General features: G+C 40.4%; 24 protein-coding genes and 1 pseudogene. 15 read left to right on the forward strand and 10 right to left on the reverse strand.

Annotated elements, in window-relative coordinates; all coding sequences use genetic code 11:
• Window positions 1–260: 260 nt before the first annotated feature.
• The 3 genes from IF202_RS12345 to IF202_RS12355 form a co-directional block, all read right to left on the reverse strand.
• Complete coding sequence (locus IF202_RS12345) at window positions 261–887, reverse strand: OmpA family protein (protein WP_191595227.1); 627 nt, start codon at window positions 885–887, stop codon at window positions 261–263.
• A 126-nt stretch (window positions 888–1013) separates the two neighbouring features.
• Window positions 1014–1436, reverse strand: a complete 423-nt coding sequence (locus IF202_RS12350) for a VOC family protein (protein ID WP_191595228.1) — start codon at window positions 1434–1436, stop codon at window positions 1014–1016.
• Between the two features lie 92 nt (window positions 1437–1528).
• A complete protein-coding gene (locus IF202_RS12355; RefSeq protein WP_191595229.1) occupies window positions 1529–1846 on the reverse strand; it encodes a hypothetical protein in 318 nt (105 codons plus the stop codon).
• A gap of 88 nt (window positions 1847–1934) precedes the next feature.
• Between IF202_RS12355 and IF202_RS12360 the strand changes: the two genes are divergently transcribed.
• Window positions 1935–2957, forward strand: a complete 1023-nt coding sequence (locus IF202_RS12360) for a nucleoid-associated protein (protein WP_191595230.1) — start codon at window positions 1935–1937, stop codon at window positions 2955–2957.
• 25 nt (window positions 2958–2982) lie between these two features.
• Here the strand turns inward: IF202_RS12360 and IF202_RS12365 are convergent, their stop codons facing one another.
• A complete protein-coding gene (locus IF202_RS12365) occupies window positions 2983–3627 on the reverse strand; it encodes an HAD family hydrolase (protein ID WP_191595231.1) in 645 nt (214 codons plus the stop codon).
• A 150-nt stretch (window positions 3628–3777) separates the two neighbouring features.
• Window positions 3778–3969, reverse strand: coding sequence for a hypothetical protein (locus IF202_RS12370; protein WP_191595232.1), 192 nt, complete (start codon window positions 3967–3969; stop codon window positions 3778–3780).
• A gap of 142 nt (window positions 3970–4111) precedes the next feature.
• On the opposite strand from IF202_RS12370, the gene IF202_RS12375 reads away from it, so the two are divergent.
• From IF202_RS12375 to IF202_RS12385, 3 genes are all read left to right on the forward strand, one after another.
• Window positions 4112–4594 (forward strand): DUF2947 family protein, encoded by a 483-nt coding sequence (locus IF202_RS12375; protein ID WP_191595233.1) that lies wholly within the window; start codon window positions 4112–4114, stop codon window positions 4592–4594.
• 225 nt (window positions 4595–4819) lie between these two features.
• Window positions 4820–5584: a DUF1499 domain-containing protein gene (locus IF202_RS12380; protein ID WP_191595234.1), complete on the forward strand. Its 765-nt coding sequence runs from the start codon at window positions 4820–4822 to the stop codon at window positions 5582–5584.
• 68 nt (window positions 5585–5652) lie between these two features.
• Window positions 5653–6237 (forward strand): TetR/AcrR family transcriptional regulator, encoded by a 585-nt coding sequence (locus tag IF202_RS12385; protein ID WP_191595235.1) that lies wholly within the window; start codon window positions 5653–5655, stop codon window positions 6235–6237.
• On the opposite strand, the gene IF202_RS12390 is transcribed toward IF202_RS12385, so the two are convergent.
• Window positions 6234–7991 carry a DEAD/DEAH box helicase gene (locus IF202_RS12390; protein WP_191595236.1) on the reverse strand — a complete coding sequence of 586 codons (1758 nt, stop codon included), beginning with the start codon at window positions 7989–7991 and terminating at the stop codon, window positions 6234–6236. The genes IF202_RS12385 and IF202_RS12390 overlap by 4 nt on opposite strands.
• Before the next feature lie 85 nt (window positions 7992–8076).
• On the opposite strand from IF202_RS12390, the gene IF202_RS12395 reads away from it, so the two are divergent.
• The 10 genes from IF202_RS12395 to IF202_RS12440 all read left to right on the forward strand — a co-directional run bounded on the left by IF202_RS12395 (window position 8077) and on the right by IF202_RS12440 (window position 18095).
• Window positions 8077–8769 carry a 2OG-Fe(II) oxygenase gene (locus tag IF202_RS12395; RefSeq protein ID WP_191595237.1) on the forward strand — a complete coding sequence of 231 codons (693 nt, stop codon included), beginning with the start codon at window positions 8077–8079 and terminating at the stop codon, window positions 8767–8769.
• A gap of 142 nt (window positions 8770–8911) precedes the next feature.
• Window positions 8912–9907 carry an oxygen-dependent tRNA uridine(34) hydroxylase TrhO gene (gene trhO, locus IF202_RS12400; protein WP_191595238.1) on the forward strand — a complete coding sequence of 332 codons (996 nt, stop codon included), beginning with the start codon at window positions 8912–8914 and terminating at the stop codon, window positions 9905–9907.
• A 206-nt stretch (window positions 9908–10113) separates the two neighbouring features.
• Window positions 10114–12465: a DNA polymerase III subunit gamma/tau gene (gene dnaX / locus IF202_RS12405; protein ID WP_191595239.1), complete on the forward strand. Its 2352-nt coding sequence runs from the start codon at window positions 10114–10116 to the stop codon at window positions 12463–12465.
• 17 nt (window positions 12466–12482) lie between these two features.
• Window positions 12483–12809 (forward strand): YbaB/EbfC family nucleoid-associated protein, encoded by a 327-nt coding sequence (locus tag IF202_RS12410; RefSeq protein ID WP_191595240.1) that lies wholly within the window; start codon window positions 12483–12485, stop codon window positions 12807–12809.
• Window positions 12810–12818: 9 nt separating this feature from the next.
• Window positions 12819–13412: a recombination mediator RecR gene (recR, locus tag IF202_RS12415; RefSeq protein ID WP_191595241.1), complete on the forward strand. Its 594-nt coding sequence runs from the start codon at window positions 12819–12821 to the stop codon at window positions 13410–13412.
• Window position 13413: 1 nt separating this feature from the next.
• Window positions 13414–14556, forward strand: coding sequence for a ribonuclease D (rnd, locus tag IF202_RS12420; RefSeq protein ID WP_191595242.1), 1143 nt, complete (start codon window positions 13414–13416; stop codon window positions 14554–14556).
• 46 nt (window positions 14557–14602) lie between these two features.
• Window positions 14603–14896 carry a YcgL domain-containing protein gene (locus IF202_RS12425; RefSeq protein ID WP_191595243.1) on the forward strand — a complete coding sequence of 98 codons (294 nt, stop codon included), beginning with the start codon at window positions 14603–14605 and terminating at the stop codon, window positions 14894–14896.
• Window positions 14897–14898: 2 nt separating this feature from the next.
• Window positions 14899–15378 carry a YcgN family cysteine cluster protein gene (locus tag IF202_RS12430; protein WP_191595244.1) on the forward strand — a complete coding sequence of 160 codons (480 nt, stop codon included), beginning with the start codon at window positions 14899–14901 and terminating at the stop codon, window positions 15376–15378.
• 49 nt (window positions 15379–15427) lie between these two features.
• Window positions 15428–17311 (forward strand): VWA domain-containing protein, encoded by a 1884-nt coding sequence (locus IF202_RS12435; protein ID WP_191595245.1) that lies wholly within the window; start codon window positions 15428–15430, stop codon window positions 17309–17311.
• Entirely contained in the window at window positions 17304–18095 is a 792-nt protein-coding gene (locus IF202_RS12440) for a class II glutamine amidotransferase (RefSeq protein WP_191595246.1), read from the forward strand. Before IF202_RS12435 ends, IF202_RS12440 begins: the two co-directional genes overlap by 8 nt.
• Window positions 18096–18189: 94 nt before the next feature.
• Here IF202_RS12440 and IF202_RS12445 read toward each other — a convergent pair whose 3' ends face one another.
• Window positions 18190–18741, reverse strand: a complete 552-nt coding sequence (locus tag IF202_RS12445) for a hypothetical protein (RefSeq protein ID WP_191595247.1) — start codon at window positions 18739–18741, stop codon at window positions 18190–18192.
• Window positions 18742–19259: 518 nt separating this feature from the next.
• Between IF202_RS12445 and IF202_RS17795 the strand changes: the two are divergent.
• A pseudogene (locus IF202_RS17795) lies at window positions 19260–19361 on the forward strand (hypothetical protein); the annotation flags it as partial.
• Between the two features lie 152 nt (window positions 19362–19513).
• Here IF202_RS17795 and IF202_RS12455 read toward each other — a convergent pair.
• From IF202_RS12455 to IF202_RS12465, 3 genes are read right to left on the reverse strand one after another with little or no spacing between them, the layout of a single operon-like run.
• Entirely contained in the window at window positions 19514–19816 is a 303-nt protein-coding gene (locus IF202_RS12455) for a DsrE family protein (RefSeq protein WP_191595248.1), read from the reverse strand.
• A gap of 19 nt (window positions 19817–19835) precedes the next feature.
• On the reverse strand, window positions 19836–20567 hold the full coding sequence (locus tag IF202_RS12460; RefSeq protein ID WP_191595249.1) for an ABC transporter ATP-binding protein: 732 nt from the start codon (window positions 20565–20567) through the stop codon (window positions 19836–19838).
• Window positions 20552–21334 (reverse strand): ABC transporter permease, encoded by a 783-nt coding sequence (locus IF202_RS12465; RefSeq protein WP_191595250.1) that lies wholly within the window; start codon window positions 21332–21334, stop codon window positions 20552–20554. The genes IF202_RS12460 and IF202_RS12465 overlap by 16 nt, the downstream gene beginning before the upstream one ends.
• Between the last annotated feature and the right edge of the window lie 8 nt (window positions 21335–21342).

Raw genomic sequence — 21342 nt, forward strand, 5'->3', positions numbered from 1 at the left:
ACTTTCTTTCAGCGTATCTTCAATATTATTTTTTAACGTAAATAAAAATTCATGAAGAACAGGTTATCTAAAGAATCTAGCTCATGTTTTTTTGTTTATATTAAAGTAGGTTAGCTTTGTTGAAGTGTATTAAGAGGTAGTTGGAATAGTTTAGGTGATTAAAATTATCAGAAATACAGTGTTATGAAGGGATGAGTTTATAGCAATTTACAATGATTGGATAATCAAAAACTGTAAACGCTATAAATACTGAGTTCTTATTAGTATTTACTTAGAGCTGTATTTGACTGAGTATCTACAGTATATATAGTCCAGCGCTGTTTTCTAATAGCTTGCTTTGCAATGACTTCAGCAACAACTCTACGATTTTTAGCTCTACCTTCTTCTGTGTCATTAGTATCGATAGGGCGGCTTTCACCATAGCCGACACCTTCTACTCGATCTGCTTTTATTCTAAAGTTATCTACTAATACATTTGCAATTGCGACGGCGCGTTTTTGAGAAAGCGAACGGTTTAAGGCGTCTGATCCTTTATTATCAGTATGACCTTCAATAATTACACTGCTGTCTGGATGATCTTGTAAAAAAGTTGCTAGTTCTTTTAGTTCAGAATAAAAAACAGGGCTAATTGTTGATTTTCCAGAATCAAACAATACGTTCAATTCAAGAGAAAGGAGTTTTGTAGATTGGTTTGGACAACCATTGTTGTCAACCGCAGCACCACGAGGCGTATCTGAGCAAAGGTCTCGTGCGTCAATAACGCCATCTTTATCAAGGTCAACAAGTCGAGCTTGAAGGTTTTCTGAGTAAAGGCTTTCAGCCAAAACTAGATGACTGAAAGAAAATAATATTCCAACTAGGCTTATAGTTTTAATAATAGTTTTCATATGGTGGTTACCACTCCGCGTGAGCTACTTCTAATAACACTAAGCTTAAAGAAATAAAAATGCTGAGACTACGATGTTTTTGTAGCTTTACCGGATAAAAAAACCAGTTTTGTAATGAAATGTAACTCACCAGCTTCCAACATTTTCCATTGAAGACCATGGCTCTGCACTTTCAAGTTTCTCGCCTTTCTGAAGAAGTTCAATAGATATGTTATTTGGGTCTTTGATGAAAGCCATGTGCCCATCACGTGGTGGACGTAATATAGTAACTCCCATATTTTGTAGCTTTTCGCAGGTTTGATAAATATTGTCTACTTCAAAAGCAAGATGACCAAACTGATCCCCATTAGAATAACTGTGATCGCCCCAATTATGAGTAAGTTCTACTTCTGGTGCACCTTGTTCTGTTGCATAGTAGATAAGTGAAAATTGGCCTTTCTCATAGTTTTTGCGCTTTGTTTCTATCAAGCCTAAACCTTCAGTGTAAAATTTATGGCTTTCTTCAGGCTTATTCGTTCTTATCATGGCGTGTAAGTATGAAATAGACATGTGTCGATCCTCAATTTGATTAAACAATTAAGTCATTGTCTCAATATGAATAACTTAATTCAAAGCAATGATGAAAAATGACTTATTTCTTCTTATTCTTCCCATACCCATCTTAAGGGATCACCAAAGTCATCATAGATGATTTTTTTCTTAGGCCGCTTTTTCACGAGTGGTTTAGGAGGAGATTTACTGTTTTTTCTTTGTTGAAGTGCTGCAACAACATGGTTTAATGGGGTGCGATCTTGTTTTGGTTCGCTAAAGCCCATGTGGCTCGTGTTATACTTTCCATCCACTAAGCCGGATTCACCCATATCGACTTGCTGGATTTCTCCTTTTGCCTTGATAAATTGATCTACCAAAGACTCGAGTTCTTTTCGTGTGTCTTTTTTCGTTATCTTGGGATTTATCATAGTGTCTAAATTAGGTGAGATCCTGCTGTAAAGTAAGTAGCTTGGGAATTGGTTATAATTTATCCATATTAAACGTAAGAGGTAGCTGGTGTCTATTAGCAACTTAATTGTGCATGAGATTCAAAAACACGAAGGCGAACGCAAAGCAATATTAATTGCACGTCCTAATGAGAACCCTGTTGATGGACAAGCCGAAGCTGTTTCTGCTCAGGTGACGAATCTATTTAATCGCTCAGGTATGAATACAGGGCGTTTTGCTAATCCTCAAGGAAGTGATGAAGGTTCGCAATTCCCAGCTTTACTGGTTAAGCATTTTAAAGATGATGCGTTTGTGGACTTTTCTGGCTTTACTAAAGATTGCGCCGCAGAATATCTAAAGCACCTTGAGCCTGTGGAAGAGGCGGAAGGCGGCTTGTTGTGGTTTAACCATTATGAACTACACGATACGCACTTTTTATACATAGTAATGCTCAAACGTAAACATGGTATCGGCCTTGGTGCTGATCTTAGCTTGTCTCAAATCGAGCAGATTGAGATGGAAAAGCTGCATATGGCATTGCGTATAAATTTAACTGCTTGGCAATCTGGTGATGAAGGGCGTTACATTGCTTTTCGCTTTGGCCGGGCTCCGAAATTTGAAAGTGAATACTTTACTCAATTTATCGGTTGTGATGAACCGAAAGTAGCAGCTAAAGAAACGCGCAAGCTGGTGGACTTAACGTCTGCATTTTGTCAGTCAGAAGGGCTGCCATCAAAGCAAGCAAATGAGTTTAAAAAAGTGGTTTCTGAGCATTGTCAGGCAAAAGTTCAAGATCGTGAACCTCTTGAAATTAAAGTCATTGCGTCTGAAGTTGAATCACGTTTCTCGGTAGAACAAGCGAACAAATTTTTAGAAATTGCGGATTCTGAAAGTTTTAAGATGGAGAAAGAAATCTTCGTTGAAAAAGCCGCACTTAAAAAGCTCACACGGTTGTCAGGTAGTTCTAGAGCATTAACCTTGAGCTTTGATAGTGAATTATTAGGTGAGTCCGTCGTTTTTGATGCAGATTCAGGAACGCTTGTCATTAAAGAGTTACCTAAGAGCCTGCTTAAACAACTGCAATCGATGTAGTGTCAAATTCGTTTTACTGGGAGAGTTAAAGACCCAGTAAAACCTCTAGTTCTTGCATCGTATCAAAACAAGCCGTAGCACCTGCTGCGGCTTGCATCTCTTTACTGATTGCTCCGCTATAGGCCAATACTTTCATTCCAGCTGCGCAACCCGCTGTAATCCCTGCAACAGAATCTTCTATTACTAAGCAATCTTTTGGATTAATGTTTAATGCTTTAGCAGCCTTTAAGTATAGATCCGGTGCTGGCTTACCGTTAGCAACATCTTCAACACAAAATCGTGTACTGAATGCTTCGACTAATTTGATTTTGTTTAGTTTGAAATTCATTTCTTTACGGCGAGCATTTGTTGCCATAGCAATTGGGCATGGTATTTTTTCGAGTAGTTCCCGAACACCTTCAATCGTATCTAAGTGTTTGTCTATACGGTCGTGAAACTGCTTTCGGTAGTCCGTATCAAAATTATCAGGTAAAGGCTTACCGAGAAGTTTCTCAGCATTTTTAAGGGTTACTTCGTTCGTGAAGCCGGTGAATTGCTCAAGCAGTGTTTTCTCATCGATGTCTAATCCTTGTTGACGTAACATGGATGTGAATATGTCGTTAGATATGGTTTCAGTATCAACAATGACGCCGTCGCAATCAAAGATGATAGCTTTGTAGGAATAGGGCATAAAAAATAAATTTCGTTGTGAATGATAATGAATCATAACGAATTTGAATCTATTTAAGAAAGAAAAAGAAAGGAAGGGAGGGAGTTTTATTATTTTTCTCCCCTTTAAAATTCACATTTACTATATAATTATTGCCATATTAATATGGGCTTATAGGTTTGCTTGATTTAGTTGTTGTGGGCGAGTGCTGATTTTTTGGATTGAACTTACAGATACTTTAAAGAAAGCAATAACCGCTTTAACTCTAAGAGCGCGTTTTTGACGACGAGCATGGTCTTCAACTGTAGTGTCTTTAAAGCCCCATTGTGCCAATAACGCTTCATATTGTTCTTGAGAGTCCATAATATTCCCCTGTAAAAAATGTTTTATGTTGTTTTATTACAACATTTTCAATATTAGACAGGCATTAGGTTTTGAGCAAACGATCCTTTTTCACGATTAAGGTTAGTTTTTTTCATCATTTTATTTCACTAAGGAAATAGATTTGTATCAACCGTTAGAGTGTTTTACAAAAAGTTGGATTTTTAAACGAAATGATCCAAAAATAGAATCTGAAGATCTAGAGAATATACGTTTATTCAGTGAGCAAAGAGCGGGTCAGATTTGGCGCGACTATATAAGTGATGAGCAAATTCATCCTGATCATTTTACTGATTATGATTGGATGAAAAAAGTGAGCGCACAAGCCCCTAAACCAAAGGTTCAATGGGAAAAAATCTGGGACAGTGAGCAGTCTTCATTACCAGATGAATTGGTTGAGCACTTTGCCTCTTGGGGCGATGATACTTCGGTATACTTTTGCTGCAATAATGAGTTGGTATTTGAGCTGACGTGGGGAGTGTTTAAGCGTACTTGGAAAGCATTTTTGTTTTTAGATAATGGGCCTGTCTTGGTCGGTAAAAAGAAAAAACAGGCTGCACAATTTCATTCTAATGGTTGGGTTAACTTGTTGTTTAGGGAATCTTAGTTTTAACTTTTTTGCTGTGAGAAATTATTTTTAATTAATTTTTAAATTGTAATTTATTTTCATAAATGGCTATCTTAATATTCGCTTTTATTGAGCCTTTAAGGAAAACCTTTACAGAAAATATGCAAATACAAAGGAATGAACTAAAACAAGCCAGTTGCTTCTGTTCGTTCTGATCAGAGCAGGATATGGTGTGAGATATTCTTTTTGTACTATGAGTTGTTTATGAGTCGTTATATATCTCCAATGTTATACATCCTTTTAATGCTAGTCGGTTGTATGGCGTTTATATCTATTGCAGGTGTTCGAATTGGAATCTTTGAACCTTTGACAGGTTTTTCCATGTTAAGGAAAAGTGTTATAGCGTCTTTGATTTTATCTTTGCTTGCAGTTTGCTCATTAGGTATTTGTCGAAAAGAACGTAATGCTGCTAGTCAGCGATTCTTCATGTTGGTGTTAACCGTATCTTTGGTTTACAGTTCGATGTGGATCGCTTTTTATATACAAAAAGCAGAACTGCCTAAAATTAATGATATTACAACTGATACTTATACCCCTCCTGCTTACATGAATGTCAGTTTTATTCGCAAGTCGAATGAGAACGATGTCGGCTACAACAGAGACTTTATTCCTATTCAACAAAAATATTACGGCGATATAAAACCCTTCTATACCACTGAAAAGAAAACAGTTGTGTATGCTGCTGTGACAAAAATAGTAGAAGATCGTAATTGGGAAGTTGTTGCTGATTACACTCAAGTTGGTGTGATAGAGGCGACGGCGCGTACTCCTATATTTGGCTTTCGTGATGATGTCATCATTAGGGTGACAAAACTTGAAGGTGATAATGTTCGAGTAGACATGCGTTCATCTTCAAGGACCGGCAATGGCGATTATGGCCTTAATGCTGAACGCGTTTCATCTTTTATGAAAGACTTGTCTAAGACATTAACGGTGGTTCCTATGCCAACAATCAACTCAGCACGTTAATTTTCTTCTCGTCATCGAAAATGAGACAGGCTAGACTCTCTTTATATATTATTTAGGGGAATGTTCCTGTGAGTCTTCGTCAGCAACAAAAAGCCAATACTCGTTCGAAAATAAAAAATATTGCCAAACACGCTTTTTTAGAACAAGGCATAGAGGCCACTAGCACTCGTTATTTGAGTGATCAAGCTGGCATAGCCGTAGGCACCTTATTTGTTCACTTCCCCGATAAACTCTCTTTAGTTAAAGATATTTTCTTTGATGAAATGGATGCGGCTCTTCGTATTGGTGCTCAAGCCCAAACTGCTTGTACTTCTCCTATCGATTATTTATTACAAATGGCTCAGGTACTGTTTGATTTTTATGATAAATATGCAGAATTTACTCGGCAAGTATTGTTAGACAGTTTGGCGAATGGTGGTTTTCATACCAACCAAATGGCAGTGATTTCTGAGGGTGTTATAAAACGGTTTAAGCAGGTTGGTGTAGACGATAACGCAGCCACTATTTTTACTAACAATATGATCGCCAACTATTGGTATGTTTTGTTGAATGGCGTTCCAAAAGGTGTGTTAGGCCAGTCGTCTATTGAACACTTAAAGCGCTTAAATTTACCGTTTGAAGCTTCGTACAGTAATGCGCTTAGAAACAGCTAATTAAGCTCGTTGGCTTTACGATATGGACCTTGGTAATCAAATAACTTTTCTGTGACCTGCCAATGTTGTTTTTGCTTTTTAGCAATAACAAAGTCTGGAGAGGGAAGATAAGGCAAAAACTTCTCCACTTCTTTTAAATTATCAAATTGAATAGATTGGCTACCGTTCGCGATCCTTCTTCCAAAAGTATCATTAAATGCCTGTACTGATTTTTTATAGTTAAACTTAAACGTTTCTGACAGGGTGATGCCATCTTCATCGTGATAAGTGACTTTTAAGCTCTGTTCCTCCCAGTTAATCTGCGTTGTAATATCAGAGCAGCGAAGCACTTTATTGTTTTTAAGGTTTAGCGCACTTCTCAATAAATCATCAGGATCAATTAGCTTTTCAGTGCAGTGTTGGCATTGTCTTGCAGCAATGTCGTTTTCTTCATTGCAGTGTGGGCAGCGCTTAAAGCGAAAGCGATACGTGCATTGCTCTTCGCCATCGGTTGTGTCGATTAAGCCATGGCAGCGTCGTCCAAAGTGTTCTAGTACATTTCCTTCTGAATCCTGTCTTCCCCAAAATGTATTGGCAAAATCGCACTGGGGACAATGGATTTGTACAGCAACAGAGTCTTTGGTCGGTTTCTTTTCTCCAACCTCTGGCTGAAAAATGTTGTAACCATTATTCGTATAATCCAACACTAAACAGTCTTTCTTACCAGGACTTAAGCGTAAACCGCGTCCCACAATTTGCTGAAATAAACTGATGGATTGAGTTGGCCTTAAAATAGCAATTACATCAACATGTGGCGCATCAAACCCTGTTGTTAATACAGACACATTGACTAGGTACTTAATGTCTTTCGCCTTGAAAGAGTCAATCAATGCATCTCGTTGTTTTATCTTGGTAGTGCCTGTAATTAACGCGGTTTCGTCGACGGGTAAGTAACTAGTGATTTCTTTGGCGTGATCAATGGTAGATGCAAAAATCATCACGCCTTGTCTGTCTTGGCTTAGTTGAATTATTTGTTCTGTTACGGCTTTTGTTACCCGTGCATGTTTGTGGATTAACTCGTTCAGTGCAATGTCGTCGGTGTTTTGCTCACCGTCTAAACTTTCGGTTAGTAGACTGAAATCATAATGGGCAATCGCTGCGTCGTAATGAATTGGTTGTGTTAAGTAACCGTTTTTCACCATGTGTTGAAGTGGTAGTTCAAAAATACATTTTTTGAAAAAAGACGTTGGGCATTGCCGTGTGTAACCATGGTAATGATGTCGATAAATCCAACCACTGCTTAGTCGATAGGGTGTTGCGGTTAAACCGAGAATTTTTACATGTGGATTAAGCGTACGAAAATGCTCAAGTGTCTTATTGTATTGTCCACTGTCTTCCATGCCTACTCGATGGCATTCATCGACAATAATTAAACTTGCCGGTTCTTGAAAAACATCGAGATTTGCAGACAAGGATTGAATACTAGCGAAAGTGGTTTTGGCCATGCTATTTTTTTGGCTAAGCCCTGCTGAAAAAATGCCTGCGTCTGAGCCTGTTGCTAAAAATTTAGCGTGGTTTTGTTCAACCAATTCTTTAACGTGAGCAAGGCAAATAACACGGCCTTTGGCAAGTCGGCTTAGCTCGGCAATAACCAAACTTTTACCTGAGCCAGTAGGCAGTACTATTACCGCAGGATCATCAGTATGGCGGAAGTGCGCCAGAGCCGATTCAACAGCTTGTGTTTGATAATCTCGTAATACGAATGCCTGGTTCATAATGTTTGGAATCTTGGTGTGTTAAAGGTGAGGCTGCAGTATTATGACGCCATGGTAATTTTGCCTGTTTAAAAATGATTAATCTATGTCTATTGACTTTCCCCTGAGCAGAGATCCCTATGTTGAAAACTCTATTCCTGCTTTCACTCGAATAGAGCCGTTCTCACAATTACTAATCGATCTGCAAACTCAAGGTTGGAGTATCCAAGACGATTTTTTTTCTGAAGGCTTCACTCAGGCTTTAATGGATGAGGTAGAAAACATACAAAATGACTATATGCAGCAGGCGGGCATAGGGCGGAAGCAAGACCATCAAGTAGTATTAGGTGCTCGTCGAGATTACATTCAGTGGATAGATCCTGATAAAGCCATAAAAATTGATTACTTAAAAATGATGGAGAGCTTTCGAGTAGCTCTCAATCGTCGTCTTTTTCTAGGCTTGTTTGATTATGAAGCACACTTTGCTCGTTACGAAGAAGGTGCTTTTTATGAGAAGCATATAGATGCTTTTAAAGGTCAAAGTAATCGAATCTTATCCATGGTCTTGTATTTAAATGAAGACTGGAAAGAGGACGATGGCGGTGAATTGATCATTTATGACGAACATAATCCTGAAATAGAACTTGGCCGATTTCCTCCTATAAAAGGCCGCTTGGCTATTTTTCTAAGCGAGTGTTTTTATCATGAAGTAAATGTCGCCAAACGAACTCGCCACAGTATTGCGGGTTGGTATCGAGTGAATAACACGACAGGTAAAACGCTTGATCCAGATCAATAGTTTGATGTGTTGATCTATCTAGAGAGTGGTCTACACGTTTTTTTTGGTCAAAACAAACTCGAAAAACACGCAATAAGTCTCTATAATGCGCGCCTTGTTTAATTGCTCTGGTTTTACGTTCCAGATCGCATAGGAGATAGAAATGTCAAAAGTCGTTGTATGTGCCCTTTATAAATTTGTTGAACTGCCTCATTTTGAATCCATCCGAGAGCCACTTCAAAAAACATTAGAAGATAATGAAATTCGTGGCACCTTGTTGTTAGCAAGTGAAGGCATTAACGGCACTGTGGCAGGGTCTCGAGAAAGTATAGATATCATGCTAGCTTGGTTAGCTCTGCAGCCAGGTTTAGATAACATAGTAACGAAAGAGTCTTACGACCAAGATATGCCTTTCTACCGGACCAAAGTGAAATTGAAAAAAGAAATCGTCACCATGGGGGTAGAAGGCATAGACCCTAAGCGAGTGGTAGGAACTTACGTAAAGCCAACGGATTGGAATGCGTTAATTTCTGATCCTGATGTGGTTTTAGTGGATACTCGTAACGATTACGAAGTTCAAATTGGTACTTTCCAAAACGCCGTAAACCCAAAAACAGATACCTTTCGTGAATTTCCTAATTACGTGAAAGAAAACATGGACCCAGCCAAACAAAAGAAAGTGGCTATGTTCTGTACAGGTGGCATTCGTTGTGAAAAGTCCACCGCTTATATGCTAGAGCAAGGGTTTGAAGAGGTTTATCACCTTGAAGGTGGCATCTTGAAGTACTTAGAAGAAGTGCCAAAAGAAGAGACCATGTGGGAAGGTGAATGCTTCGTTTTTGATAACCGTGTTTCTGTTAATCACGACCTTGAAAAAGGCGAATACGACCAATGTCACGCATGTCGTATGCCGATTACAGAAGAAGAAAAACAAGATGAGCGTTATATCCAAGGCGTAAGCTGTGTTCATTGTGCTGAAAAATTCACCGACGAACAACGTAAGCGTTTTATCGAGCGTGAACATCAGGTTCAGTTGGCTCGTTCTCGTGGTGAAGAACATATTGGCGCAGAAGTATCGGAAGCGGTTGAAAAGCATCGCCAAGAAAAAACACTAGAAAAAGAGCGCCAGCGTAAAGTGCGAGAAGCTAAAACGAATTAATATTATCGACCGTTTTGTGAACTGATTGACTGAGGGTTTCATCATTTAAGGTGAAACCTTTATCCTAAATTCAAGCTATTGATCTTTATGATGAAGTTTTTCGTCATTTCTTTGTATTACTCTCCCTTCAGAATGCGAAGAGTGGTTTCGAAATTGTTCGGACTGCCGTACAATAAAAAATCGCTTTTTATCAGCAAGTACCTATCATGAGTTATCAAGTTTTAGCACGCAAATGGCGTCCACAGACATTTCTTGAAATGGCTGGCCAAGACCATGTTCTTCAGGCATTGGTCAATGCATTACGCCAACAGCGTTTACATCACGCCTATTTGTTTACCGGAACCCGCGGGGTCGGTAAAACAACTATTGCGCGTATTTTTGCTAAATGCTTAAACTGTGAAACCAACGGTATTTCTCCTGAGCCTTGTGGTACTTGCGACAGTTGCAGAGAAATTACAGAAGGTCGTTTTATCGATTTAATTGAAGTCGATGCGGCATCTCGTACCAAAGTAGAAGACACCCGAGAACTTTTAGAAAATGTACAATACGCACCAACTCGTGGTCGCTTTAAAGTCTACCTGATAGATGAAGTGCATATGTTGTCTACTCACTCTTTCAATGTCTTATTGAAAACGCTTGAAGAGCCGCCAGAACACGTAAAATTCCTCTTAGCGACGACAGATCCACAAAAACTTCCTGTCACTGTTTTATCCCGATGTTTGCAATTTAATCTTAAGAATATGTCACCAGAACGAGTGGTGGACTATCTGCAAACCGTATTAGGTAGCGAACAAATTAATTATGATCAACCCGCATTGTGGCAAATAGGCCAAGCCGCAAACGGCAGCATGCGTGACGCTTTAAGCTTGACGGATCAGGCAATTGCTTTTGGTAATGGCTCTATTTCTGAATCTGGCGTCACTGCCATGCTAGGTCTAGTCAATCAGGCCCAGGTGTTGGATTTATTAGAATCTGTTGGGGCAAAAAACGCCGCTGATGTGTTATCTAAAATTGAACTGCTAGCCGATTATCAACCTGATTTTGTCGCTATTTGTGGCAGTTTATTAGAAAGCCTCCATCGTGTTGCCATAGAGCAACAAGTGCCAGATGCGTTGTCAGATCAGCTAGGGGATTTGGATCGAATAAAAGCCATTGCAGCCAGTGTAAGCCCTGAAGAAATTCAAATCATGTATCAGAGCTTATTAATTGGTCGTCGTGATTTACACCTTGCGCATTCTGTTCGTGCAGGGTTTGAGATGCTGATGTTAAGGCTAATCGCTTTTCGTCCGACTCCTCCAATGGTTGTTAGCCACAGTACGCCACCCGTAATGGTTGAAGACCTGCCAGCGACAAACCAAATGTCAAACGCCTATGAGCCAAATGAAACGCAGGCTGTAGCAGAAGAAACGATAGAAAAAAAAACAGAACAAGTTACGGAAACACATAATGAAAGCCCAATAACGGATAATGTTGAAGATTTAAGTTCGAAAGAGCCTGTAGTGTTGGCAGATTTACCCGCTTCAGAACGTCCACCTTGGGAAGCCGCTCCAGAAACTGAGTCTTCTATGGAACTTATTGCTGTTGAGCCAAACAAGGACGAAGAGGTTCAAAGCACAGTAAGTTCAGATGCACCTGCAGAGACTATAATTGAAGATGAAATCCTTGAAGAAACTGCTGCTGAAAATGAAACAACCCTTGACGGTGAAGTCGATCAAGAAGCAGTTGTTGAGGAATTTTCTGCAGAAGAACCTGTAAACGCTGAGACACTGGTTTCAGCGGTCGTTTCCAATATGGAAACAACAGAACCAGAAGCTGTTGAAGATCAAAATACATCTGAAGTTGTAATAACTGAAGACATTAAAGAAACAAAAAATACCAAACCCTTTGTTGTGGCAGAGTCTGATTTTTCTGACGATACACAAGACTCGGATGATGAAGACGAAGAAGAAGCGGAAGAGCGAGCGATTGCCGATGTGATCGACCCTTTTAATCCTGCTGCAGATTTAGTCGATGCATTAAATTCGATTGATGATCCTGAAGACTCCGTTTCTGAGGATGGTTCTTTAGGTAATGGGGAAAAAGAACCTGATACACGCTTATCAAAAGTACCAGATAAAATAGCGCAACCTGCATTAGGTCTACCTGTACCAGAGATGAGTCATTATAATGAGCTCACCATGAAAATCTGGTGGCTTGTTGCTCCGCGTTTGCCTTTAACTGGCATGGTTCAAAATATTTTAATGAACTCCAGTTTGGTTGACGCGAGTGATCAAGGTATTCGTTTGCAGGTTCCGTTAGAATACGGGCATATGCTCAACCAAGTCCGTTACGAACAAATACAAGGTGCACTAGGCGATTATTTCTCGACAACCGTCCCTTTAATTATCGATACGGTAGAAGAGACAGCAGGTGTTACCGCAGAAGAATTTGCAGCCAGTAAACGTGCCGAAGCCCTACAGGTAGCAATAGAACACTTAAATTTACATCCAGTTGTGCAAGCTTTATCGACTAAAATGGGCGCACAATTGGTTTATGATACTGTTAAAGTTAAAGCTTAATTTAGAGAGAGGTAGTTATGTTTAAAGGTGGTATGGGTAACATGATGCGCCAAGCGCAACAGATGCAAGAAAACGTGCAAAAAGCGCAAGAAGAAGTCGGCAATATGGAAGTCGAAGGACAAGCCGGTGCAGGACTTGTGAAAATTCTAATGACAGGCCGACATGACGTAAAACGCGTTTCTATCGACGACTCTTTATTTGCAGACGACAAAGAAATGTTAGAAGACCTTATTGCAGCCGCAGTAAATGATGCAGTACGTAATATTGAAGTAAGCCAAAAAGAAAAAATGGATGCAGCGACAGCAGGTATGTCTTTGCCACCAGGCTTTAAGATGCCGTTCTAGGAGTTTGTTGTGTTTAGTCCCTTAATTAAAGAATTAATTGAATCATTGCGTTGCTTACCAGGTGTTGGGCCAAGGTCGGCTCAAAAAATGGCTTTGTATCTATTAGAGCGTGATCATCAAGGGGCGGATAGGCTAGCGAACTCGTTGCGTGAGGCGCTCGACAAAGTTGGGCGTTGCTCAAGCTGTCGTACTCTGACAGAAGAAGCTGAGTGTCAGCTTTGCCAAGACCCAGAACGAAATGCCAAACATCTGTGTATTGTTGAAACACCAGCAGATGTTGTTGCAATCGAATCTGCAGGTACTTTTACTGGGCGTTACTTCGTATTGCTTGGTCATTTGTCGCCTATCGATGGTATTGGCCCAGAAGAGTTGGGTTTAGACCGTCTAGAGGCATTGGTTCAGCACAGCGAAGTAGAAGAGGCGATTATCGCCACCAATTCGACGGTAGAAGGCGAGGCAACTTGTCACTATATCGCTGAAAAATTAAAAACATTGAACATCAACGTCAGCCGCATTGCCCATGGTGTACCTATGGGTGGTGAACTGGAATACGTTGATGGGAATACTCTGGCGTTAGCGCTAGAGGGACGGAAAACACTTTAGTATGAATGATCAAGATGATGCTCTAAATATTATTTGGGTAGCGGATAACGAATCTCTATTAAGTTGGTGTAATTACTGGGCAGAATTGCCAGTGATTGCTGTCGACACGGAGTTTATTCGTCGTTCGACCTACTTCCCTATTACAGGGCTCATCCAGATTAGTGAAGGTGATAAAGCTGTCCTTATTGATCCACTGAGCATTGATGAATGGGAGCCATTGAGAACCTTAATGGTTAACCCTTCCGTGATGAAAGTGTTTCATGCTTGTTCTGAAGATTTAGATGTATTTGATTGTTTGCTGGGCGTACTACCAACGCCATTTTACGACACTCAAATAGGTGAAGCCTACGCAAGTGGCCAATGGTCATTGAGCTATGTGAAGCTAGTGCATGAATATTTAAAAATAGAAGTCGCCAAAGATGAAACGCGTTCAGACTGGATTCAACGTCCGTTAACCGATGCTCAAAAACGCTATGCGGCTTTAGATGTTGTGTATTTGGCAAAACTTTATCCTTTGCAGATTGCTCGTCTAGAAGAAAAAAATATGCTGGATTGGGTCATAGAAGACGGTGACTCATTGAAATGGCAATATCGAATGAATGCCAATCCTGAACAAAACTGGGCGAACATTAAAACCGCTTGGCGTTTGTCTCCAGCAGGATTAACCCTGTTGCGTTTGTTGTTTATTTGGCGTGACGAACAAGCTCGCAAAGAAGATGTGCCAAAAGGCCAAATTCTAAAAGACCGTACTTTATGGTCATTGGCGAGTACGTTGCCAACGCACAATAAAGCGGTGTCAGAAGCAGAAGAGTTAACAGGTCGTCAACATCGTTTATACGGTGATGTTATCTTGCAAAATGTAGCCTTAGTGAATGAACTGTCTGAAGATGAATATCAGTTGCCATTAGAAATGCCATTGCCATCTCAGACGGGTGATTTAAGCAAAAAAATTAAGGCGTTTGTACGTGAAAAATCTGAAGCGTTAAATATTGCACCAGAAGCCATGATGAAACGTAAGTTATTAGACCCTTTAGTGCGTCATTTGTTTGATGGTACTGAAGTGGACTGGACTAACCCTGCTATGACAGGCTGGCGTCGTGACGTTATTATTGATCCAGTGTTAGAGCAATTTAAACAGTCTTAAGAACATAAGACGTCCTGAAAATGGCGATAATCGCCTAGAGAAAACTATGAAACAGCATTTAATCGTACAAGTTTTTCGTTCTTCAAAACATGACGGAATGTACTTGTATGTGGAAAAAAGCCTAGGTCTTAAAGACATACCTGAAGAGCTAATGACGCGCTTCGGAAAAGGCATTAGTGCAATGACAATGTTATTGACGACAGAAAGTAAGTTGGCCAGAGCCACCCCTGAAAACGTGATCAAAGGCATTCGCGAAAAAGGGTTTTATTTGCAGCTACCGCCAGCGAAAGACGACTACTTGTTAGATCTTTATAAAACACCAACACAAGCTGTTTATTAACTATGATTGCTAAGCGTCGAGAGCCTTTTTGGAAAACCATTCCGTTAGAGCAAATGTCTCCAACAGAATGGGAGTCTATTTGCGATGGTTGTGGTAAATGTTGCTTACAAAAACTTCAAGATGATGAAACAGAAGAGGTTTTTTATACTAACCTATCTTGTGAGCAGCTAAACGTAGCGACTTGCCAATGTAAGGTCTACGAGACACGACAAAAGAAAGTAGAAACATGCATTACGTTAACACCAGATCAAATTGATGAGTTTCATTGGTTACCAGATACATGCAGCTATCGTGTATTGCATGAAACCAAAGAACTGCCTAACTGGCACCCTTTGATTGTTGGTAATAACAAAGAAATGTTGAGCCAAGGTTTAACGGTTCAGCATTACGCTGTAAATGAAAATGCAGTCGACGAAGAAGAGTGGGAAACCCATATTATTAAATGGGTACATGGCATGCCAGAGCCTTATGATCTAACCTGATTATAAACGGCCGCTAATTTCAGCAAAGTAGTTCAAGGAGTTCGCAAACGTGAAGTGGTTGAAAATAAATACTGTGTTGTTGTTATCTGCTGTTGTGTCATTTTGGACGCCAGTGAGTCAAGCTGATACCCAATTTCGCGTTATTGTGGACGCGTCAGGTAGTATGCTGATCAGTGATCCTGATAAGTTAACGTCAGAAGCATTACGACTTATTTCCAATCTTGCGCCTGAAGAAGAAGCCACTTTGGGTATTTGGTTGTTTGGTGAAGCGCCTCGTGTTTTATTGCCAGAATCTATCGTTAATAAAGCGACCAAAGCTAAGTTAGCGAGTTATGTTGATAGTTACGTCACACAAGACGTTAAAACCGATTTAGAAGCCATTGTTAAGGTTCTTTTAGACACACCAGACGCTGGTGGTCTTGAAGCAGGTTTTAATCGTCATTGGATTCTAGTGACCGATGGCATGGTCGACATTAGTTTAGATGAAGCCGTAAACAAAGCATCCCGTGACCGTATTCTTAATGGTTTAACTGAAAAGCTAGAAGAAAACGGTATACACCTTCATACCATTTCCATGACTGGCTACACAGACAAAGAATTGCTTGAGTCCATTTCCCTAAGAACCGATGCAACGCACACCGAAGTTGCCATTCCAGAAGATTTATTAGACACATTCGACCGTATCTTTTCACAAGCATCACCGTCCGATGAATTACCTTTTGATGGTAATCGTTTTACAGTAGATGACGCGATCGACGAATTAACATTAGTCGTATTCCACGAGAACGGTATACAACCTCATATCATCAAACCGAATGGTAAAATTCTTTCTCTAATCGATGATACTAATGTGTCTGTATCCGCATCAGACCATTACACACTTATCACAGTTAGCAAGCCTGATATTGGCAATTGGCAAATCAATAATGTTGATCTTGAGCGCAGTAGTATTCGCATCATTACTCATTTGAGTGCGCAGGCAACCAAAGTTGCTCCGGTTATTTTTCAGAATGAACCCATTTACTCCACAGTAGGTTTGTTTGAAAAAGATACTCTTATTCAAGATGAAGGCGTTCTTGATTTATTAACCGTGACGCAAACACTTGTTTTGTTAAATGGAGAGAAGAAGGAAACGATTTTTTCTCATAAAATGGACAAGACGAACAGCCAATTTAAAAAACGTTTAGAAGGCATTACCGCCGCAGGTAATTATGAACTGATCAGCGTTGTGGATGGAAAAACCTTCTCTCGTCAATTGAGTCAATACTTCACCGTTCATCCTGGAATAGAGTTTAAAGGAATGAACACAGGTGGTAATTTAGTTGAGTTTTCTGCTAAACCAGTAAACCTAAAACTCAATGTGATGCGTTCTAACGTACAAATTGAATTTACCTACGAAAATGGCTCAACAGATACTGAATTAATGCCGTTGCTAGGTCAGGGCTACTGGAACAAAGTGGTCCCCGTTTCTTCTGGTGACCAAGTGAAAGTGAGAGCCAAATTAATTGGTGTCACACAAACTGGATTGCGTTTTGACTATTGGACTCCTTATTGGAACTTTAACCGAGAAGGTGACAACGAAGCGACCGTGATCTTAGGTGATGTTGCCCCTATTGGTATTTTATTAACGTCTGTTCCGTCACAGAATAGAGACGTAATGCCAATGCTGGTTCCTCCTGCTGTTTCTATTGTTGATGATCAAGAAGACAGTGAGCCTTCTAATTATACTGTGCCAAATGAAGAAGCAATGTCAGAAGAGGAATTAACAGCGGAAGAGGATGACCAAAAGACAGAGAGTTTATCTACGTCTGAATGGATTATGTACGGTGCATTAAACTTTGGTGTTCTTCTACTTATTGGGGCGGGTATCTTTTTGTATCGCCTCTCGAAGAAAAATAAATCTGCTAAGAGTGATGACATAGAAAATGTGTGAGTTATTAGGCATGAGCGCGAATGTGCCAACGGATATTTGTTTTAGTTTTTCTGGTTTACGTGCTCGTGGCGGGCGTACAGGTCCTCATAAAGATGGTTGGGGAATGGCTATGTATCGTGATGGATATGTATGGTCTGTTCATGACCCAAGACCCAGTGCAGACTCAGACATGGCGGAGATCATCAGCAGCACATCATTAAAATGTGACATAGTGATTAGCCACATTCGCCAAGCCAATGTAGGTGGGGTTTGCTTATTAAATACGCATCCATTCAGTCGCTTATTGTGGGGTAAAACTTGGTCATATGCCCATAATGGGCAACTAGAAGACGCAATGGCTTTACCAGTGTCTGTTCATCACCCACTGGGCAGTACGGATTCAGAGCGTGCTTTTTGCTGGATCATCGAGCAGTTACAATCACGCTTTGGTGAGAATGAGCCCTCGTTAGATGCTATTTCTACGGCCTTGTCTGAGTTAGCGTTACAGTTAAAAGCCCGTGGCGTTTTCAATATGATGCTGTCTGATGGCGACCGATTATATTGCTTCTGCACAACCAAGCTACATTGGATAACCCGCCGAGCGCCATTCAAAAAAGCAACCTTGTCAGACGAAGACGTCATCATCGACTTCAAAGAAGTCACCACAGATAAAGACGTTGTTACTGTTATTGCAACGCAACCTCTAACTCAAGATGAAAGCTGGCAACAAATGGAAGAGGGCGAGTTGTGTGTGTTTGATGGTGGCGAAGTGGTTTGTCAGATCAAAGCCTTGTACCTTAATTGACGCTAATTATTCAATGATTTGAGAATTGTTAAACCTTAAAAAAGGTGATTGAGTTTTAATTCGTCACCTTTTTTAAGTTTTGAGAACAATAATCTTACTTTTTCAATGATTCAATCGTATCTGAAACAGAACGAGATAACGCATCAATAAATGCAATTTCATCTGATTTATCTCTTAACAATCCACCAGCTACTTTAAGATTCATTGTGAAACCACCGCGGTATGTTAGGTTATGTTTCGATATTGTCGAAATCTGTTTGTCATTACTTTTAATTTTTATAACATAATCAAAAAATGGGTACGCTAAAGAGTCTGATGGAATTGGCGTTTTATCACCAACAAACCTTCTGTGATAAGTAATAACAATACTTAAAGAGTCCATAGTGCCGTCTTGTGTTAACAACCCAGCTTGCGATAAGTTTTCCTTAATACCATCAGTAACGAATGACTGAATCTCTGCACTCGTATGATATTGAATATCAGGTGTAACAAGCTGTTCAACATTCAATGCCACATTTTCAATTCTAAACTGTTCAGAAGTTTTAATTGAAGGTAAAGAACTATCAGAAGAAGGCGAGCTACTACAAGCAACAACTCCGACTAAACAAAGACAAGATGCACTTAATTTCAATAATATTTTTTTCATATAATCCTCTATGATCTTATAGTTATATCTAACACTTAGAATACAAATATTAACATAAAAGCACATTTTTTAATAAAGAAACGGTTTTACTGGAACAGACACCCTAAGAACATTTTAAATACTTTCTCAGAAAATTGGTTATGTATCATAACCAATAGACCATTACTGCGAGAGACACTAATGATAGAGAAAGCCTAAAAGGTAAGTTTTACAACTAATCACCTAACCTGCTATAAAAACTCAATGAAAATCCATTAATTATAATAGTTATTTGGCTCAGTATTCCTCTAATTTTAGCTATTAAATCCCTTTCTGTAATATCCCTACTTTAAAAGCAATAAAAAGACTTTTTAGTAAGCTTTGATCCGCTTTACTGAATTTCGGTATCATGTTTTTATGGTGCCTGTCCTGTTAATGAAAAAGCAACTTTATCTGACGAAGATGTCATTATCGACTTCAAAGAAGTCACTACAGATAAAGACGTTGTTACTGTTATTGCAACGTAACCTCTAACTCAAGATGAAAGCTGGCAACAAATGGAAGAGGGCGAGTTGTGTGCGTTTGATGGTGGCGAAGTAGTTTGTCAGATCAAAACTAGTGATTTGTTAGAAATAGCTTAGTAGTTAAAAAATTCTAGACTTTATAGCCTGATAAATTACGGCGACTTCAAACAACCAAAGTAATCCCAGCCGCTCGATACTATCGTTTGACCTCGCTTTTGGTATTTTCTTCGGCGTACTTCAAGGCGGTTTACTGGGCGATTGGAAACAGCCTAGGCCTGAATATAAGCCCAACCTTTCGCTTGCTGATGAGCAAGATACTGAACCGCTGCGTCGACTAGCTTAACCTGAGGTTGAGGTGACAGTGTTTGAGCTTGAAGACTATTACGACAAATCACCAACCGACTTAAAATATCCTCATCAGTTAAGGTGACGGCCAATGCCGCCGCTGGGCCATTAACGACGATTTCCACTTGGGCATCAGGTTCTAATTTGAGCAAATTACGCGCGTTATTCTGAGCTCGTTTCAAAGCATCTACTGTTGGTGCATGGATCAATAATTGAGTAACAGCCATAGTTATATCCTCTTAAAAATTAAAGTGCATTTGCAATGTCTTGAGCCATTTTTTGTAATCCGTCTGTGCCGCGATGACGTGGACGAGGCAGGTCGATTCGCTTATCTAACACTATGTTCGCAGGTGAGCCAGACAGCACAACGACACGATCCGCTAAATACACCGCTTCTTCAATATCATGGGTTATAAACATCACTGCTTTGCGAGTCTGTTCCCAGATTGCTAGTAACTGATCTTGTAAATGTTGACGAGTAATCGCATCTACCGCACTGAAAGGTTCGTCCATTAATAATAAGTGAGGCTGAACCGCCAATGCTCTCGCAATGCCGCCACGTTGAACTTGCCCACCAGACAATTGATGTGGCCAACGCTCAGCCAATTCTTCCAGTCTAGCCAGTTTCAGTACTTCATCTACGCGGTCGCGTTTTTCTTCCGCTGTTAGCTTAAGTCCTTTTAGACCGTAAGCTACATTGCTGCGTAATCGACGCCAAGGCATTAAACGACCATCTTGAAACACAACGCCACGGGAGCGTCGCGTATCGTCTTCTTCAACATGAATAGCAATACTGCCATGACTCGCCGTAGCCAGACCTGCAACACAACGTAATAAAGTTGATTTGCCAACACCAGAACCACCGACAACCGCAATGAACTCACCGTCTTCCATCCGAAGATTCAAATCGGCAAAAACGGGGTCTGGACTGTTACCATAATGATAGCTCAGGCCTTCAATATTTAGGATGGACGCCATGTCAGCACTCGCTTTTCAATAAAACCAAACAGGGTATCGCTCAAGGTGTAAACCAGAGAAATAATCAGCATGTAAACCACAACCACTTCGTAAGCACCTACGCCAGCGGCCGAATTCATCTCTTGTCCCATACCTGGAACACCCAACAATTCAGCAGCGATTAACGTCATCCAAGCTTGGCCAATACCGGTACGAATACCAGAAAAAATACCCGTTGCCGCTCCCGGCAAGGTTACTTGAAGTGCTTGACGTAAATGCCCGTTTTGACCAAAAGCACGAGCCAATTCATAAAAACGAGAGTCCACATTGCGTACAGCAGAATAGGTCGCAAAGTAATTTACCCAGAACACGCCTATCGCAATAACGAAGGCAGCGCCAGCATGGCTTACTTTGAACCAAGCAATGGCAAAGACAACCCAAGCCAAAGGTGGAATCGGTCGAAGAATTCGTGCCAACCAAGCATGTAGTGCATCTAGCAGGGATGAAGAGGCCGCCAATGTCCCGACCAAGAATCCAAGAAAAGTACCAATCGCCAAGCCCCAAATGTAGTGAACCAAGCTAGAAAGAACGGCCGGCATCAAACGCTCAGATGTCCATTCATCGGCCAGTGCTTGTGGCAATTTAAAAGGATCTGGAATAGTTCCTGCTGCCGCCCAACCTGCCGATTGGGCATATTTCCAGAGCATGACAAACGCTGCCACACCGATGATTCCCAATAAAGCACGACCTAATGGTGTTCGTGCTAAAGGGTGAGCCTGTGATGCCATGATAGGGA

This window comes from Marinomonas colpomeniae (assembly GCF_014803385.1).
GTDB lineage: Bacteria > Pseudomonadota > Gammaproteobacteria > Pseudomonadales > Marinomonadaceae > Marinomonas > Marinomonas colpomeniae.

Excerpts from the sequence above, each read along its gene's own strand:
- IF202_RS12370 (WP_191595232.1), bottom strand. The coding sequence starts at position 3,969 with ATGGACTCTCAAGAACAATATGAAGCGTTATTGGCACAATGGGGCTTT.
- IF202_RS12365 (WP_191595231.1), bottom strand. The coding sequence starts at position 3,627 with ATGCCCTATTCCTACAAAGCTATCATCTTTGATTGCGACGGCGTCATT.
- IF202_RS12425 (WP_191595243.1), top strand. The coding sequence starts at position 14,603 with ATGAAACAGCATTTAATCGTACAAGTTTTTCGTTCTTCAAAACATGAC.
- IF202_RS12410 (WP_191595240.1), top strand. The coding sequence starts at position 12,483 with ATGTTTAAAGGTGGTATGGGTAACATGATGCGCCAAGCGCAACAGATG.
- IF202_RS12390 (WP_191595236.1), bottom strand. The coding sequence starts at position 7,991 with ATGAACCAGGCATTCGTATTACGAGATTATCAAACACAAGCTGTTGAA.
- IF202_RS12440 (WP_191595246.1), top strand. The coding sequence starts at position 17,304 with ATGTGTGAGTTATTAGGCATGAGCGCGAATGTGCCAACGGATATTTGT.
- trhO (WP_191595238.1), top strand. The coding sequence starts at position 8,912 with ATGTCAAAAGTCGTTGTATGTGCCCTTTATAAATTTGTTGAACTGCCT.
- IF202_RS12445 (WP_191595247.1), bottom strand. The coding sequence starts at position 18,741 with ATGAAAAAAATATTATTGAAATTAAGTGCATCTTGTCTTTGTTTAGTC.
- IF202_RS12350 (WP_191595228.1), bottom strand. The coding sequence starts at position 1,436 with ATGTCTATTTCATACTTACACGCCATGATAAGAACGAATAAGCCTGAA.
- IF202_RS12455 (WP_191595248.1), bottom strand. The coding sequence starts at position 19,816 with ATGGCTGTTACTCAATTATTGATCCATGCACCAACAGTAGATGCTTTG.
- dnaX (WP_191595239.1), top strand. The coding sequence starts at position 10,114 with ATGAGTTATCAAGTTTTAGCACGCAAATGGCGTCCACAGACATTTCTT.
- rnd (WP_191595242.1), top strand. The coding sequence starts at position 13,414 with ATGAATGATCAAGATGATGCTCTAAATATTATTTGGGTAGCGGATAAC.
- IF202_RS12430 (WP_191595244.1), top strand. The coding sequence starts at position 14,899 with ATGATTGCTAAGCGTCGAGAGCCTTTTTGGAAAACCATTCCGTTAGAG.
- IF202_RS12380 (WP_191595234.1), top strand. The coding sequence starts at position 4,820 with ATGAGTCGTTATATATCTCCAATGTTATACATCCTTTTAATGCTAGTC.
- IF202_RS12355 (WP_191595229.1), bottom strand. The coding sequence starts at position 1,846 with ATGATAAATCCCAAGATAACGAAAAAAGACACACGAAAAGAACTCGAG.
- IF202_RS12395 (WP_191595237.1), top strand. The coding sequence starts at position 8,077 with ATGTCTATTGACTTTCCCCTGAGCAGAGATCCCTATGTTGAAAACTCT.
- IF202_RS12460 (WP_191595249.1), bottom strand. The coding sequence starts at position 20,567 with ATGGCGTCCATCCTAAATATTGAAGGCCTGAGCTATCATTATGGTAAC.
- IF202_RS12345 (WP_191595227.1), bottom strand. The coding sequence starts at position 887 with ATGAAAACTATTATTAAAACTATAAGCCTAGTTGGAATATTATTTTCT.
- IF202_RS12465 (WP_191595250.1), bottom strand. The coding sequence starts at position 21,334 with ATGGCATCACAGGCTCACCCTTTAGCACGAACACCATTAGGTCGTGCT.